Source organism: Sphingobacterium faecium (assembly GCF_003054045.1).
In the GTDB taxonomy this organism is placed as follows: Bacteria; Bacteroidota; Bacteroidia; order Sphingobacteriales; family Sphingobacteriaceae; genus Sphingobacterium; species Sphingobacterium faecium.
Window position 1 is genome coordinate 23427 of sequence record NZ_QBKH01000005.1, and the last position, 15079, is coordinate 38505.

The 15079-nt window shown below is 37.8% G+C and carries 12 protein-coding genes; 9 read left to right on the top strand and 3 right to left on the bottom strand.

All coding sequences use genetic code 11. The features are described from left to right. Nucleotides 1–12 precede the first annotated feature (12 nt). From C8N37_RS14175 to C8N37_RS14190, 4 genes are all read left to right on the top strand, one after another. Complete coding sequence (locus C8N37_RS14175) at nt 13–1935, top strand: family 43 glycosylhydrolase (protein WP_211322263.1); 1923 nt, start codon at nt 13–15, stop codon at nt 1933–1935. Between the two features lie 46 nt (nt 1936–1981). Further along, nucleotides 1982–3925 carry a glycoside hydrolase family 97 protein gene (locus C8N37_RS14180; protein ID WP_108159508.1) on the top strand — a complete coding sequence of 648 codons (1944 nt, stop codon included), beginning with the start codon at nt 1982–1984 and terminating at the stop codon, nt 3923–3925. A gap of 31 nt (nt 3926–3956) precedes the next feature. Beyond that, nucleotides 3957–6449, top strand: a complete 2493-nt coding sequence (locus C8N37_RS14185; protein WP_108159509.1) for a sugar-binding domain-containing protein — start codon at nt 3957–3959, stop codon at nt 6447–6449. A gap of 417 nt (nt 6450–6866) precedes the next feature. Then, nucleotides 6867–7358 carry a hypothetical protein gene (locus C8N37_RS14190; protein WP_108159510.1) on the top strand — a complete coding sequence of 164 codons (492 nt, stop codon included), beginning with the start codon at nt 6867–6869 and terminating at the stop codon, nt 7356–7358. A gap of 97 nt (nt 7359–7455) precedes the next feature. On the opposite strand, the gene C8N37_RS14195 is transcribed toward C8N37_RS14190, so the two are convergent. Continuing rightward, on the bottom strand, nt 7456–8352 hold the full coding sequence (locus C8N37_RS14195) for a helix-turn-helix domain-containing protein (protein WP_108159511.1): 897 nt from the start codon (nt 8350–8352) through the stop codon (nt 7456–7458). Between the two features lie 569 nt (nt 8353–8921). Between C8N37_RS14195 and C8N37_RS14200 the strand changes: the two genes are divergently transcribed. The 4 genes from C8N37_RS14200 to C8N37_RS14215 all read left to right on the top strand — a co-directional run bounded on the left by C8N37_RS14200 (nt 8922) and on the right by C8N37_RS14215 (nt 12359). Then, entirely contained in the window at nt 8922–10313 is a 1392-nt protein-coding gene (locus C8N37_RS14200) for an RtcB family protein (RefSeq protein WP_108159512.1), read from the top strand. Between the two features lie 5 nt (nt 10314–10318). After that, nucleotides 10319–10936 carry a peptide chain release factor H gene (gene prfH, locus C8N37_RS14205; protein WP_108159513.1) on the top strand — a complete coding sequence of 206 codons (618 nt, stop codon included), beginning with the start codon at nt 10319–10321 and terminating at the stop codon, nt 10934–10936. 230 nt (nt 10937–11166) lie between these two features. Next, on the top strand, nt 11167–11844 hold the full coding sequence (locus tag C8N37_RS14210) for a GNAT family N-acetyltransferase (RefSeq protein ID WP_108159514.1): 678 nt from the start codon (nt 11167–11169) through the stop codon (nt 11842–11844). Nucleotides 11845–12149: 305 nt separating this feature from the next. Then, on the top strand, nt 12150–12359 hold the full coding sequence (locus tag C8N37_RS14215) for a hypothetical protein (RefSeq protein ID WP_211322264.1): 210 nt from the start codon (nt 12150–12152) through the stop codon (nt 12357–12359). Nucleotides 12360–12655: 296 nt separating this feature from the next. On the opposite strand, the gene C8N37_RS14220 is transcribed toward C8N37_RS14215, so the two are convergent. Further along, a complete protein-coding gene (locus tag C8N37_RS14220) occupies nt 12656–13081 on the bottom strand; it encodes an OsmC family protein (RefSeq protein ID WP_211322265.1) in 426 nt (141 codons plus the stop codon). Between the two features lie 490 nt (nt 13082–13571). Between C8N37_RS14220 and C8N37_RS14230 the strand changes: the two genes are divergently transcribed. Beyond that, a complete protein-coding gene (locus tag C8N37_RS14230; RefSeq protein ID WP_244914433.1) occupies nt 13572–14465 on the top strand; it encodes a sugar phosphate isomerase/epimerase family protein in 894 nt (297 codons plus the stop codon). A 66-nt stretch (nt 14466–14531) separates the two neighbouring features. Here the strand turns inward: C8N37_RS14230 and C8N37_RS14235 are convergent, their stop codons facing one another. Further along, on the bottom strand, nt 14532–14771 hold the full coding sequence (locus tag C8N37_RS14235; RefSeq protein ID WP_108159517.1) for a DUF1456 family protein: 240 nt from the start codon (nt 14769–14771) through the stop codon (nt 14532–14534). Between the last annotated feature and the right edge of the window lie 308 nt (nt 14772–15079).

Genomic DNA, 15079 nt, shown 5'->3' on the forward strand with positions numbered 1-15079 from the left:
ACTTAATCTTACATGAACAAAAGAAAATGGCAGCTAGCCAGTATCTTAATCATTTTTTTTGCCATTAATATGATGAGCCCAGTTATTGGACAGGAGTATAAATCTGGACCAACGGAAAAGGACTTTGTCGGTTATTTATTTGCTTATTTTAAAGGCAATGCTGTAGCGGATGAATCTGTTTGCTTTGCGGTCAGTACCGATGGTTATACCTATCGCGCCTTGAATAACAATCAACCTGTATTGGACTCTAAGCTTATCAGTACGACAGGAGGTGTCCGAGATCCACATATACTCCGTGGGGAGGATGGCAAGTCCTTTTATATGGTATTGACCGATATGACATCATCAAAAGGCTGGGACTCCAATCGTGCGATGATCTTATTAAAGTCTGAAGACCTTATTCACTGGAAGCATCACGTGATCAATATCCAAAAACGGTTTAAAGGTCATGAAAACCTGAAGCGTGTATGGGCACCACAAACAATCTATGATCCTGCTGTTGGTAAATATATGGTGTATTGGTCAATGCAACATGGTGATGGTCCTGACATTATTTATTATGCCTATGCGAATGCTGATTTTTCAGATTTGGAATCTGAACCTCAGGTATTGTTTGTTCCTGAAAATGGTAAATCGTGCATCGATGGGGATATCATCAATAAAAATGGTCTGTTTTATTTATTTTATAAAACAGAAGGACATGGTAACGGAATCAAGTTGGCCTTGACAGATGCTCTCACATCTGGAAAATGGATTGAACAGCCGGGTTATAAGCAGCAGACTGCTGATGCTGTAGAGGGTTCTAGCGTATTTAAACTCAACCACTCAGACCATTATATTTTGATGTATGATGTATATGGTAAAGGTAAATATCAATTTTGTGAATCCGTTGATCTGGATCGATTTAAAGTCATCGATCATGAAGTCAGTATGGATTTTCACCCTCGACATGGTTCTATTATCCCCTTGTCGCGAAGTGAATTTAAAAGGCTGACAGATCGTTGGGGAACACCTTCGGATATCAAGTTGTCAACTAGAAAAAATCCCATATTAGATGGTTTCTATGCCGATCCAGATGTGCTTTATTCGAACAAAACCAAAAAATATTATATCTATCCAACGAGTGACGGATTCAATGGTTGGGGCGGGTATTATTTTAAGACCTTTTCTTCCACTGATCTTAAAGACTGGAAAGATGAAGGGGTTATTTTGGATTTAAAGAAAGATGTACCCTGGGGACCAAGGAATGCTTGGGCGCCTACAATAGCAGAGAAAAAAGTGAAGGGTGATTATAAATATTACTATTATTTTACGGCAGCACAAAAAATAGGTGTTGCTGTTGCTGATCTACCTACAGGTCCATTTAAGGATTCAGGAAAACCATTGATCGATTTTAAACCGAATGGTATTAAAGGCGGGCAGGAAATCGACCCTGCAGTTTTTAACGATCCTAAATCTGGTAAAAGCTATTTGTATTGGGGTAATGGGTACCTGGCTGTTGCTGAATTGAACAAAGATATGATCTCCATTAAACAAAATACGATGCAGGTACTGAACGTAGATCGTACTTTTCGTGAGGGTGTCTATGTAATCTACCGAAATGGCACGTATTATTTTTTATGGTCAGAAGATGATACGCGCAGTGAAAATTATCGTGTACGATATGGCACGTCTTCATCACCGACAGGACCAATCCATATCCCAGAAGATAATATTGTACTTGAAAAGGACCCTTCAAAGGGAATTTATGGAACTGGACACAATTCTGTATTACAAGTGCCCGGTACTGACGAGTGGTATATCGTATATCACCGATTTAATTATCCTAATGGCATACATATGGGAGAAGCGGCTGGATTTAACCGCGAAGTATGTATGGATAAGATGGAGTTTGGGACAGATGGTCGTATTAAGAAGGTAATCCCGACTCATTAGTAAGCTTTACTTTCTTAATCATTTATTCACAAAAATTTGCACTTTAATGAAACGTTTACTTACCCTCAGTTTTCTATGCTTCATATCGTTTATGGGTCTTGCTCAAAAACTGACTGTTTCTGGCCCCGATAAACGACTAGTGGTGAATCTTTCTTTGGAAAATGGCCATCTCTATTATGATGTCCAATTGGATGGAAAAGTGATGCTCGAAAAGTCAGCGCTTGGCTTAAAAGGTCGTCAGGTCGATCTATCTGCTCATTTAAAATTAATCGATCAGGTGTATAACCAAATTGATGAACGATATGAGGAAAAGAAGATAAAACGCAAACAGGTCCATTACCAAGCAAACGAGTTGATTTGCAAATTGGAAAATGCTCATAAACAAGCTTTGCATGTCGTATTTCGAGTAAGTAATCATGATATTGCTTTTCGGTATCATGTGCCTCAATCTGGGGAAGCCGCTAATTTTTATATTGATGAGGAGATAAGTGCCTTCAACTTTCCAAATTTAACGACAACTTTCCTGACCCCTCAGGCACCTGCCATGTCTGGATGGATGAAAACAAAGCCAAGTTATGAAGAAGAATATACTGCCGATGAGCAACTGGGTGTGCGCTCTAAGTATGGTTTAGGCTATACCTTTCCTGGCTTATTTCATGTGGGTGATCGCGGTTGGGTACTGGTTTCTGAAACAGGTGTAGGGGCATTGTACTGTGGATCGAAACTGAGTGAAGGTACCAAAGATGGACACTATCAGATTGCATTCCCTGAGCTAGGTGAAAATAATGGTATAGGCAGTGCTCAACCCGCAATCGCATTGCCAGGAAATACACCATGGCGTACTCTAACGGTAGGAAATACACTAAAACCTATTGTAGAAACGACCATCGCGTTTGATGTTGTTGAACCTTTGTATAAACCTTCCAAACCGTATACGTTTGGACGTTCAACATGGAGCTGGCTAGAATGGCAGGATGGAAGTATTAATTTTGAAGATCAGAAAAAATTTGTAGATCTCTCTGCAGCTATGGGCTATGAGTTTGTTTTGGTCGATAATTGGTGGGATAGTAAGATTGGTCGTGATAAAATCGAAGCATTAATTGCCTATGGAAAAGATAAAGGTGTAGGGATTTGTTTATGGTATAATTCCAATGGATTTTGGAACGACGCTCCACAAACACCTAAAAATATGATGAATACGGCTGCTACCAGAAAAAAGGAGATGGCTTGGATGCAAAAGGTCGGTATAAAAGGTATAAAAGTGGATTTTTTTGGTGGGGATAAACAGGAGACGATGAAGCTTTACGAAGATATCCTGTCGGATGCTAATGATCATGGCCTAACTGTTATTTTTCATGGATGTACTCTACCTCGTGGCTGGGAGCGTATGTATCCGAATTTTGCTGGTAGTGAGGCTGTGCTGGCATCGGAGAATCTTATCTTTACCCAACATGCGAATGATACAGAAGCGTTTAATGCGAGCTTACACCCTTTTATTCGGAATGCTGTAGGCTCAATGGATTTTGGTCCAGTTCTACTTAATAAAAGACATAACCGAGAGAACAATGGTGGAATGATAAGGAAAACAACAGAAACTTTTCAATTGGCTACTGCTGTTCTATTTCAAACACCCATACAAAATTTTGGAATTACACCCAACAATCTAACCGAAATGCCCGCATATGTTATTGATTTTATGAAACAGATACCCACGATTTGGGAGGAGACTATTTTGATCGATGGATATCCCGGTAAATATGTCGTATTAGCTCGAAGACATGCTGATCGTTGGTACATAGCCGGTATCAATGCTGAGAAAACAGCAAAAGAACTCACATTGAAGTTACCGATGCTTTCGGGTGATCAATGGGAACTCTATCAGGACAACAAGGATCGATCAGCTCGACATCAGGTATTCAATTCCAAAAAAGATAAATCGTTAAAAATAACTCTTGAACCAGATGGCGGATTTATAATTGTTGGACAATAACCACATCACGATGACTTTAATTTAATTCAATATGTTTCGAATATTAAAATATATCACTTTAGCTCTCTTGATTTTTTTACTAGGAAAGGAATCTTTATTTGCGCAACCAGGTTTTGGTCATGCAGAAAAAATCAATGAGGATTGGCTTTTTCGTCTTGGTGATTGGGATATAACAAAGATGAATACGCAATCAAATACTGGGTGGAGAACGGTTCAGCTTCCACATGATTGGAGTGTGAAATACCCTTTAAGTCCAAATCTTGCCAGTGCGACAGGATATTTACCGGGAGGAATAGGTTGGTATCAAAAGAAACTAATGGTGCCTGCTTCAGATCACGGCAAAAAACTATACCTCTACTTTGAGGGAGTATATAATCGAAGTGAGGTGTTTGTGAATGGAAAATCTGCTGGTAAACGCCCTAATGGTTATATTTCGTTTTCATACGATATCTCTTCCTTAATAGATTTTGGAAAAGAAAATACCATTGCGGTTAAAGTGGATCACAGCCAAAGTGCCGATTCGAGATGGTATACAGGGTCTGGGATCTATCGGGATGTTTGGATCGTAAGAGCTGATCCTGTTCATCTGGAACAGTGGGGTGTATATGCCTATCCAGAAGTGAAAGGAAATCAGGGAAACTTACACATGGAAGTAGCACTTGCAAACGAAACAAGTTCAACTGCATCTGTACAAGTCTTACAAGAGTTGATGGATGAATCAGGAACTATTGTCGCTAAAATTGCTAAAAAGACCAGCATTATAGCTCATAGCAGTGTGTCCATACCAACGAAGATTACCGTTAAAAATCCAAAATTATGGAGTCTGGAGCAACCTAGCCTTTACACCTTAAAAACAGTCGTATTACAAAATGGTCAGGAGATAGATCGGTCGGAGGTAAAAACAGGCTTTCGAACCTTGACATTTCACCCAGATCAGGGTTTTGCCTTAAATGGTAAATGGACTAAAGTAAAGGGGGTATGTATCCATCATGATGCCGGTGTACTGGGGGCTGAAGTTTATCCTGAAGTATGGAGACGTAGATTGTTGACTTTGAAATCATTAGGTGTCAATGCTATCCGCACAAGTCATAATCCACAGGCTACTTCATTATATGACCTATGTGATGAATTGGGACTTCTGGTCATGAACGAAGCGTACGATGAATGGGAATATCCAAAACGTAAATGGATTACGGGTTGGAATGTGGGCACAGCGGGATTTCAAGGTTCATACGATTACTTTAAAGAGTGGAGCGAGCGCGATCTTGCCGACATGGTCAAACGTGACCGCAACCATATTTCTATTTTTGCTTGGAGTATCGGTAATGAGGTCGACTATCCTAATGATCCATATTCGCATCCTGTACTGAATGGAAGCCAAGGAAATGGATTTACACAACCCATTTTTGGAGGATACAAAAAAGATGCTCCCGATGCCATGCGACTAGGAGATATCGCGAAGCGTTTGGCTGCTGTGGTCAGAAAATATGATACCAGTCGACCGGTAACAGCTGGTCTGGCTGGTGTTGCGATGTCCAATGAAACTGAATATCCTGGTGTATTGGATATCGCAGGATACAATTACACAGAGAGCCGTTATCAGGAAGATCATAAGCGCTATCCTAAACGCGTGATATTTGGAAGTGAAAATAGACATGACCTTGCGGCTTGGAAGGCTGTACGGGATAATAACCATATTTTTGGTCAGTTTCTTTGGACGGGGATTGATTATCTGGGTGAGTCTGGAAGATGGCCATCAAGAGGTTTTTATTCTGGCTTGTTAGATTTTGCAGGATTTATTAAACCAAGGGGATATTTCCGTCAATCCTTATGGTCGGATAAACCAATGGCTTATCTAGGTACTTACCCTTTGAAAGGTCAAGCTAGTACAACAGATGTCTGGTCTGCATTGGAAACGGAGCAAGGTCAGCGAAAAAATGAAGTACCTTCCATGGATGCCTGGCCCATATGGAATTATCGAGAGGGACAATTGATCCGGGTGGTCTGCTACACCAATACGGCTGAGGCAAGATTGGAGCTTAACGGAAAAGTTGTTGGACATACAAAACCTTATGATGATGAACAGGGTATTACTTATTGGGATATTCCCTATGCTTCAGGAACATTACAAGTCATTGGTTTTGATCAGCAAGGGACCGAAATCGTCCGTCAGACCTTGGAAACGTCTGATCGGTCTTATGCCTTAAAAATTATGTCCGAATCTTCCATATCGGCAACTGTTGGAGAGGTGATTCAAGTGGAATTGCAGGTTGTAGACAAAAATGGCAAACCCGTGGTATTGGCTGATGATGAAGTGACTTGTAGGATATCGGGCGAGGCTAGGTTGTTAGGGTTAGAAGCAGGAGATAACAGTGATATGGCTGATTATACAGACCATAAACAAAGGGTGTATCATGGCAAAATGATCGCTTATATTCAATTGAGATCGGGACAAGGGGAGGTTGCTGTTCAATTTTCAGCGCCATGGCTTGAAAGTACTTCTTTAAACATACAGCGTAAATAATCCATAAAAAATAAAGTAACCATAGCGCAACGTTTTGAAAAATTATATGCTATATGCGAACATAGTTGATGATGCATAAAAATAAGAATATGTTTTTTTAACAAAGGAGATCGCTCCAATTGGAATGATGTCCCGTAGTATTCTTTTAAATATTGTTTTGATGGGTGAAAAATTAAAGCAATTCGTGTGGCAAGCATCTCAGGATGCTTGCTTTTTTTATGATAAGCAGGATTGAACATGATAATAGAAGGTTTTAATTGCTCTACACGTATGTAAGTATAAATACTTATGATGGTGATAAACTCCTCTTTTTAGTTGTAAATACTTGTTTTATAAGTGCAAACAGAAAAATAGAACATTTATTGCTTGAATTATTTTAATATCATGAAACCGTAGTATTAATATAATTCAAGCAATATGAGAGTCTATTCATTTATCATCACCATTTTCCTGTTATTACAAAGCTCGGCACTTATTTCTCAAGATTTAAAAGATGAAAATACGTTGAGGGACATTGTTTTCATGCGCACGGAAGGGTTGGTCATGACGCAGCTCATGGAAAAACATACAAAGGATAAACAAATGTTATTACTCTGTAAACGGATAAAAAACTACTATCAAAAAACTCAACCCATTTTACTTGAAATCGTGAAGGGCAAGACGCTTCAATTGGATCAAAATCAGTTTGATCAGATTTGGAAAGCGGGTGAAAAATCATTTGAAAATTATAATGATAAAAATGAAAAACAATGGAACTTATTATTTGAAGAACATATCAATGCTTGCGTGCAAGCTTATACTAAACTACTTCAAGAGAGACAAGATGATGATATCTCTTATTTCTCATTTCAGGCACTACCTGAATTGGTCAATTTAGCTGCGGTGTGTAAACAGATGCAAACACAATAAATAAGTCGGAGTCATACAGGTATGTTCTGATCTGTAAGTCATTTTTCCTGGTGACATGTGCTTTACTAAAGCTAAAATGAGTAAAGGTATCTAGGTTTCAATTTAAAGATCTATATTTAGTAGGTGAAATGCCTACTTTTTGTTTGAATAATCTAGTGAAATGCTGCGGATAATTGAATCCGAGTTCATAGGCAATCTCACTAATGGTTTTTTCATGATCAAATATTCGTTCCTTTGCTAAATCAATAACCTTTTGATGTATATACTCCTGTGCTGTTGTACCCATTTCACTTTTAATAAGATCACCGAAATAATTAGCGGAAAGATTCAGTTGGGAAGCACAATAGGAAACAGTAGGCAGACCATGAGTTGATGCCCTATGTTCTGAAAAATAAGTATGTAATAAATCTTCAAATTTTTCTAATATACCTTTATTGGAATCATCTCTAGTGACAAACTGTCGATCATAGAAACGGGTACAATAGTTTAGAAATAATTCTATATTGGACGTAATCAAGGTTTTGCTATGTTTATCAATACTTTGTTCCATTTCATATTGCATCTTGTTAAAGCAGTCTAAGACCATTAATCGCTCTTTTTCAGACAAGTGCAATGCTTCATTGGTATCATAAGAAAAGAAACTATATTCGTGTATTTTCTTACCCAATGAGGTCCCCTTAATCAGATCTGGATGAAAAAGCAATGCCCATCCTGCGGGTTGAAAAGTCGTTACATCAGGTTGAATACCGAGCAGCTGTCCGGGAGCTATAAAAACTAAAGTACCTTCCTGAAAATCGTAATTGTTGCGACCATACTTCAGTTCACCACATTTTAGCTCTTTGAGATAGATGGCATAAAGCCCAAAGTTAAATGTTTGTGCAGGCATCGGTATTGCTTTTGATAAATCGATAACCGTAATCAATGGATGTAAAGTTGCTACACCACGCATTTTATTGTAAGTATCGACATGATCTATTTTGATGATTTTTTCCATATCATTTTATCATAATCATTCAAAATTAAGCAATTATCCTGCGACTCCGATGCAATTGATTAGGAAACGGTGATAATGGTATGCATTTCTGTAATCAATATAAGGGGTATTCTTTTTTTTAACTGTAGTAAGATCGGCTATCAGGTGCAAATATTTTATATTTTTTTCAAAAGCTCTGTTAAAATATACACAATAAAGTCTTAGATAACGAAAGTATGATTAGTGATTTCAATTTTACTTTATTTTTTTTATCTATTTTTTCCCTACTTCAAAAAAAGTCTTATATTTGTCCCGATAAATAATAAAGACCCTTTAAACGGAGAAAACAAAATGTATATAGTTCGTATCGTATCATTTAACATTACTGCAATAGATGCGGTAGTGATTCTTCGTGCCCAGATATAAGAGATTTTTCAAATCACAATATTAAAAGCCCGAAGATGATTCGGGCTTTTTTGTTTATTCATTTTTTTGCATTCAAATTTTCCCGAATTGAAATCTGTTGGAAACAATGTCCAACGTATTTATGGTGTTTTTCAAACACATTTTTCAATTTTTATAATACAATTATGGGAAGTAAAATCTCAGGGAAAGACCTTATAAAACTAGGTTTCCCACAAAATAATACCATTAATATTGGTTTATCACAAATACAACGTTACAGAAAGCGGGAGAAGAAAGAAAAAGTGTTGCAAGAGGTAAAAGAAGTGTTATTAGATCCTGCAAAATTTAATAGTCATGGGGTCTGGGGCAAATTGTCAGAAAGTTTGGTCAAACCAGTTGAGGTACGATTGCATGAATTGCTGACACATCGTGTCCCCTTTTCAATCTTTGGAGAAGATATCATTGATGAGCGGGCAAAATTTCAATTATACGATGCCTTGAAGTTACCAATAGCTGTGGCAGGAGCATTGATGCCAGATGCTCATTCGGGCTATGGCTTACCTATAGGCGGCGTGTTAGCGACTCATCAAGCGGTTATACCCTATGGTGTAGGTGTGGATATCGGCTGCCGTATGAGTTTATCCATCTTCGATTTACCAGCATCATTTATAAAAGGTAAAGATGCCATGATGTTGAATATTTTAGCGGAGCATACCAAGTTTGGTATGTACGAAACACATAAAAATAAAGGTGATCATGAGGTATTATCCCGATCAGAATTTCAAGATATTCCGCTCTTAAAAGGTTTGCAAGATAAGGCATATAAACAATTGGGGACATCTGGTGGTGGAAATCATTTTGTTGAATTCGGTATCATCGAATTGAAAGCACCACGTGCAGAATGGAAACTTGATCCCGGCTGTTATCTAGCAGTTCTGTCCCATAGCGGTTCTCGTGGACTAGGAGCAAACATTGCTAAGCACTATACTTATTTGGCTAGAAAACAATGTCCTTTGCCACAACATGTTCAGCATCTTGCGTGGCTGGATCTCCAGACACATGATGGACAGGAATATTGGTTGGCTATGAATCTGGCAGGAGATTATGCAAAAGCTTGTCACGAAAATATCCATCAGCGCATTGCAAAAGCTTTGGGTAAGCGTATCGCATTGACAATCGAAAATCATCACAATTTTGCTTGGAAGGAGACTGTTGATGGGCAGGAATGTATTGTACATCGCAAGGGTGCTACCCCTGCTGCTCAAGGTACATTGGGTATTATTCCTGGCTCGATGACCGCTCCAGGATTTCTTGTCGAAGGTCTAGGAAATCAAAAGAGCCTAAACTCTGCTTCGCATGGAGCAGGACGTTTATTGTCAAGAGCTGACGCAAAATCAAGTTTCAGCAAAGCAGAAATGAGGAAGAATTTAGTAGATGCGGGAGTTCAACTTATGGGTGGGAGTATGGATGAATCACCGATGGCTTACAAGGATATCGATCAAGTGATGAATCTACAAAAAGAATTAGTACAGGTTTTGGGTGTTTTTAAACCCAAGTTTGTTCGTATGGAAAGTTAACATATATGGAGGTATATATACAATTAAGTTCAGGAAAAGGTCCTAAAGAATGTGATTTTTTCCTTACGCATGTGTTAGGCATCTTTCAAAAAGAAGCCTTTAAAAAGCAGATACAAGTGACTGTTATCGATGAAGATAAAAGTGGAAGTGGTTTAATACAGTCTGCGGTATGTAAATTAACTGGCGTCGATATCGATGTCTTTCTGCAATCATGGAAAGGTTCATTATTATGGATTTGTGAGAGTCCCTTTCGCAGTTCTCATAAAAGAAAGAATTGGTTTATTGGCCTTTTTGTGATTACAAAAGAAAAAGAAATAATCCTATTGGAAAAAGATATTCTCTATCAGGTCATGCGGAGTTCCGGTGCAGGAGGTCAACATGTAAACAAGGTAAGTTCTGCTGTTAGAGCACTTCATATGCCTACAGGAATCACCACTGTTGCCATGGATACCAGATCTCAGTTACAAAATAAAAAGTTGGCAAAGGATCGTCTGGCACAAAAATTAATGCAGTTGCAAAATCAATCGGCACAACATGATATCGATAAGCAATGGCAAAATCATGCTGAAATTCAACGGGGTAATCCGACTCGTGTTTTTAAGGGCATCCATTTCAAATCTTAATTTGGAAAGAAAACTGTTGCTGATCTTTCAAATATCATGGCTCTAAGCCCCTTGTATCTGATGCAGGGGGTTTTGTTTTGATAAGCTCAAGCTGAAAAATATGGTCACTCAACGACCTTTTACCGACTTTACAGTTTGATTAATGTATAAAGTTTTACTATCTTGTTTAGGTATCAAAGCAGTGCAGTAATGGCTATTGCTTTATTTTTTTTAAACTTAATGATAGGGTATTGGATACAAGTAAATTAGATAATCCTGTATGGTTTTCACTTTCAGAAACTCATCGCGATAGCGCACTTGAATTTGATGGAGTAAAATTCTACAAGCCTCAGTATTGTCCTTTTGGTGGTTTTATAAAAATGGATCAGACTGCACAGTCTATAGCTGAATATGCTCGAGATACGTCCAATTTCTATGTTGTGGGTGATCAACCCAAATTCAATAGTCCGATCATACTGCATCAAGAATTAGTTTGTAATCAAATGGTGCTTGATAAGGAGATATCGATAGCAATGGATGAACATATAGTCGATCTTCATGTCGATCACCATGATGATCTCCTCAACTTAGTCAATTTAGTTCAACCTGGATATTTCAAAAATAAGACTTCTGAATTGGGGAATTATTATGGTATATATAAAGACAGTCAACTTGTTGCTGTCACAGGTGAACGGATGAAGATGAACGCTTATACAGAAGTAAGTGCTGTGGTCACACATCCTCGTTATACGGGTCTTGGCTTTGCTAAAAAATTAGTTGCACATACTTGCCACCAGATATTTTTACAAAATAAAGTACCTTATCTACATGTGGCAGAAAATAATAGCGGTGCTATCAATCTCTACGAAAAGCTGGGATTTAAGACGAGAAGAAAAATAAGTTTTTGGAACTTAATTAAACCAGCGTAAGGGAAGGGATTTCGCTCATTAGTTAATGAGGTAACTATTTTAAAATCTTGACCAGAACACAGCGTGCTGAGGCTCCTTATTGATTCAAAAGCCTTATTTGAGCCTTTGATGCGTATTTCTGTATAGATCGAAGTCTTTCTTGGACTGCTTCTTAGCTTTTTGTGACTACTTATTGACGACCTTTAATCCCTATTTAGGAACAAAGAATCGAAAGTTAGAACGTAGGGGCAACAGCTCAATAACTTGTAGTCCCTTATTTGAAAATGGCTGTCCAAGTTTCTCTACAAGTGATACTTGTTTTGGAAATGACTGTCCAAGTTTCTCAACAAGTGACATCTATTTTGGAAATGACTGTCCAAGTTTCTCAACAAGTGACATCTATTTTGGAAATGGCTGTCCAAGTTTCTCAACAAGTGATACTTGTTTTGGAAATTGCTGTCGAAGTTTCTCAACAAGTGACATCTATTTTGGAAATTGCTGTCGAAGTTTCTCAACAAGTGACACCTATTTTATAAATTGCTGTCGAAGTTTCTCAACAATTGACACCTATTTTGGAAATAGGGACCGCACTTTCTCAACTATGAACCGGAGAAAGCTAAAAAGTAGTCAAACTTTTGCTGTACATTGAGCTAACATAGCTATCAACTGGTATAATAAATTAGCATGCTAACTATTGTAGTTTAGTGGTATATTTCATTTATTCTCATCTAAACCCGATCATGGTATCAGCTATCAAATCAGCTGATACGCTCGATCTTTTTAGATGAATGATGAAAAGATTAACATCCGATTCCAGATGGATTTATGGGGGTTATTTTTTCATTTCTACAATTGGATGGTGTATTACTGGAAAATTACAAGAATTGGCTATAAAGCACAGTTGATTGGCTTTCTGATGTAAGTCCATTGCTAATGCTATTTGCTGAGGATCTGTAATGGTAATACATGGATTTAGTCGAACTTCAACAAAACGTCCACTTCCATCTGGATTGACCTCAAGGATTGCTTCAGCATGATCCGAGTAGGTGAGGATTTCTATTTTGTTCTGGGCACAAACATATAGATAAGACATCATATGACATGAAACTAAACTGCTCAGCAACAGGTCTTCAGGATTATATAATTGGGGATCTCCTTTAAATACTTTGGCAGCAGAAATCTCCATATCTTTTTTACCTTCGATCGAAATGCGGTGACTTTTACTATAAAATCCAGCTGTGGTTGGTTGTTTTTTCAAAACCCAATTTAATGTTGCCTTAAATAAATGTTTAAACGTTATTTTTCTTGTCATTTCGCTACTGCTTCTATTAAATAGTACTGCATTATTTTGTCGACTTGCTTGTGTCCATATGGTGTATTATATGCTGTCGATGTTATTACAACTACAATTGGTACATCCTTAAAAATAAAAATTCTATTTCCACTTGAATAATATACTACCTAATCTACTCCACTCACGTTGTAAGTTTTATAGGATCTATGCGCCATTTATCCTACTAGCATCAATATCTAGTTCTTTTGCTGCTGCGGATACCGATACTTTTGTATATCATAGATCTAGCTCCACCTTCTTAAAAGAATCATCCAATACTCTTTTCATAATTAAACAAATTTAAATCTATTTTTTCAAATCTGTCTCCACTTTTAATATTGGAGGTCTAACTAAGAAATAGTATGTTTGGATAATCGAAATCTGAAAACAAGTTAATCTCACTGCATCAATGAAAATGAACCGAAGAAAATTTTTGGAATCTGCCGGAATGCTAGGAACTATAGCTGCATTACCCCTTTCTGGTTTTTCAATGTTTGAGCAACCTAAGTATAAAATGGGATTACAGCTCTTTACCATTCATAAGGATATGACCCAAGCACCTCTTCTCACTTTGAAAGCTGTAAAGGAGATGGGGTATGCGGATTGTGAGACGTTTGGATTTGACAGTGAGAAATGCAGCTTTTATGGACTTAAGGCTTCAGAGTTCAAGAAGATATTAGAAGACCTTGATATTACAGCTTCTAGTGGACATTACGGTTTTTCTTCATATCTAACAAAGCCACAAGATGAATTGATGAGATTTGTGGATCGGTGTATAAAGGGAGCCCTTGACTTGGATATGAAATATATCACTTGGCCATGGATCGCTCCAGAACAAAGGACGATTGATAATTTCAAGTTGATGGCAAACAAACTCAATGTAATAGGAGAGCAGGTAAAACATGCAGGCCTTGGATTTGCTTATCACCATCATGACTTCGAATTTATTGACCATGATGGTGAAAATGGCTTTGATATCATTTTAAATGAAACAGACAGCTCTTTGGTCAAGCTGCAAATGGATATGTATTGGGTGATGCATTCTTCTACACTCACGCCCAAAGAATTGGTCGACAATCAGCCAGGGAGATATGTGATGTGGCACATCAAGGACATGGATAAAGTGACCAGAGATTATACCGAGTTGGGCAATGGTTCGATTGACTATGTAGAAATACTCCCAGATCCGATCAAGTCAGGACTGGAATTCTACTATTTGGAGCAGGGAGGTAATTTTGCATACAGCCCCATGAAAAGTGCAGCTGATGATGCTGCCTACTTCAAAAAGCACTTACAACGATATCTTTAATATTGAGATAAAGAATCTTAAAAGAAGCTTATGGGTATGATTTTACAAGTTCACTTGTCCTATAATTTAATCTTCTAGATTAGTACGAGGTTTAGGGCCGCGCTTGTAGATAATCAACCCATTCAGGAAATTTCTTAACAACTGGTCACCACAAGGCTTAAAATTTGGGTGGTCTTCCTTACGGAATATTGCACCCAATTCTGTCTTTGTAATTCTGAAGTCCACCAGGGCCAATACTCCAACAATATCGTCGTCAGTAAATTTTAAAGCTACGCGTAGCTTTTTCATAATATCATTGTTGCTCATGGCGTAAATTTATGAAAACTATGCTAGAAAACCATAGCAAGTCGGTTGATATGAGTGAATCTGGTGGAATTTCTGAGAAACTGTTCTGTTAATACTGGATCTGGCACATTCCACCGGCCTATCTGTTCGTCGTAAAAACGGGAACCATAATCTTACTGTCGTCGAACAAGTAAACAATCCGAAATCTATACCCTAATCCATCGGTGTATTAATTTAAATAAGTTATGAAGTGATTTTTTGGGTAGAGTTGCTGAAAGAACACTAATTTAAATAAGGAATACGATTATTTTCTACTCTTGCAATAACTG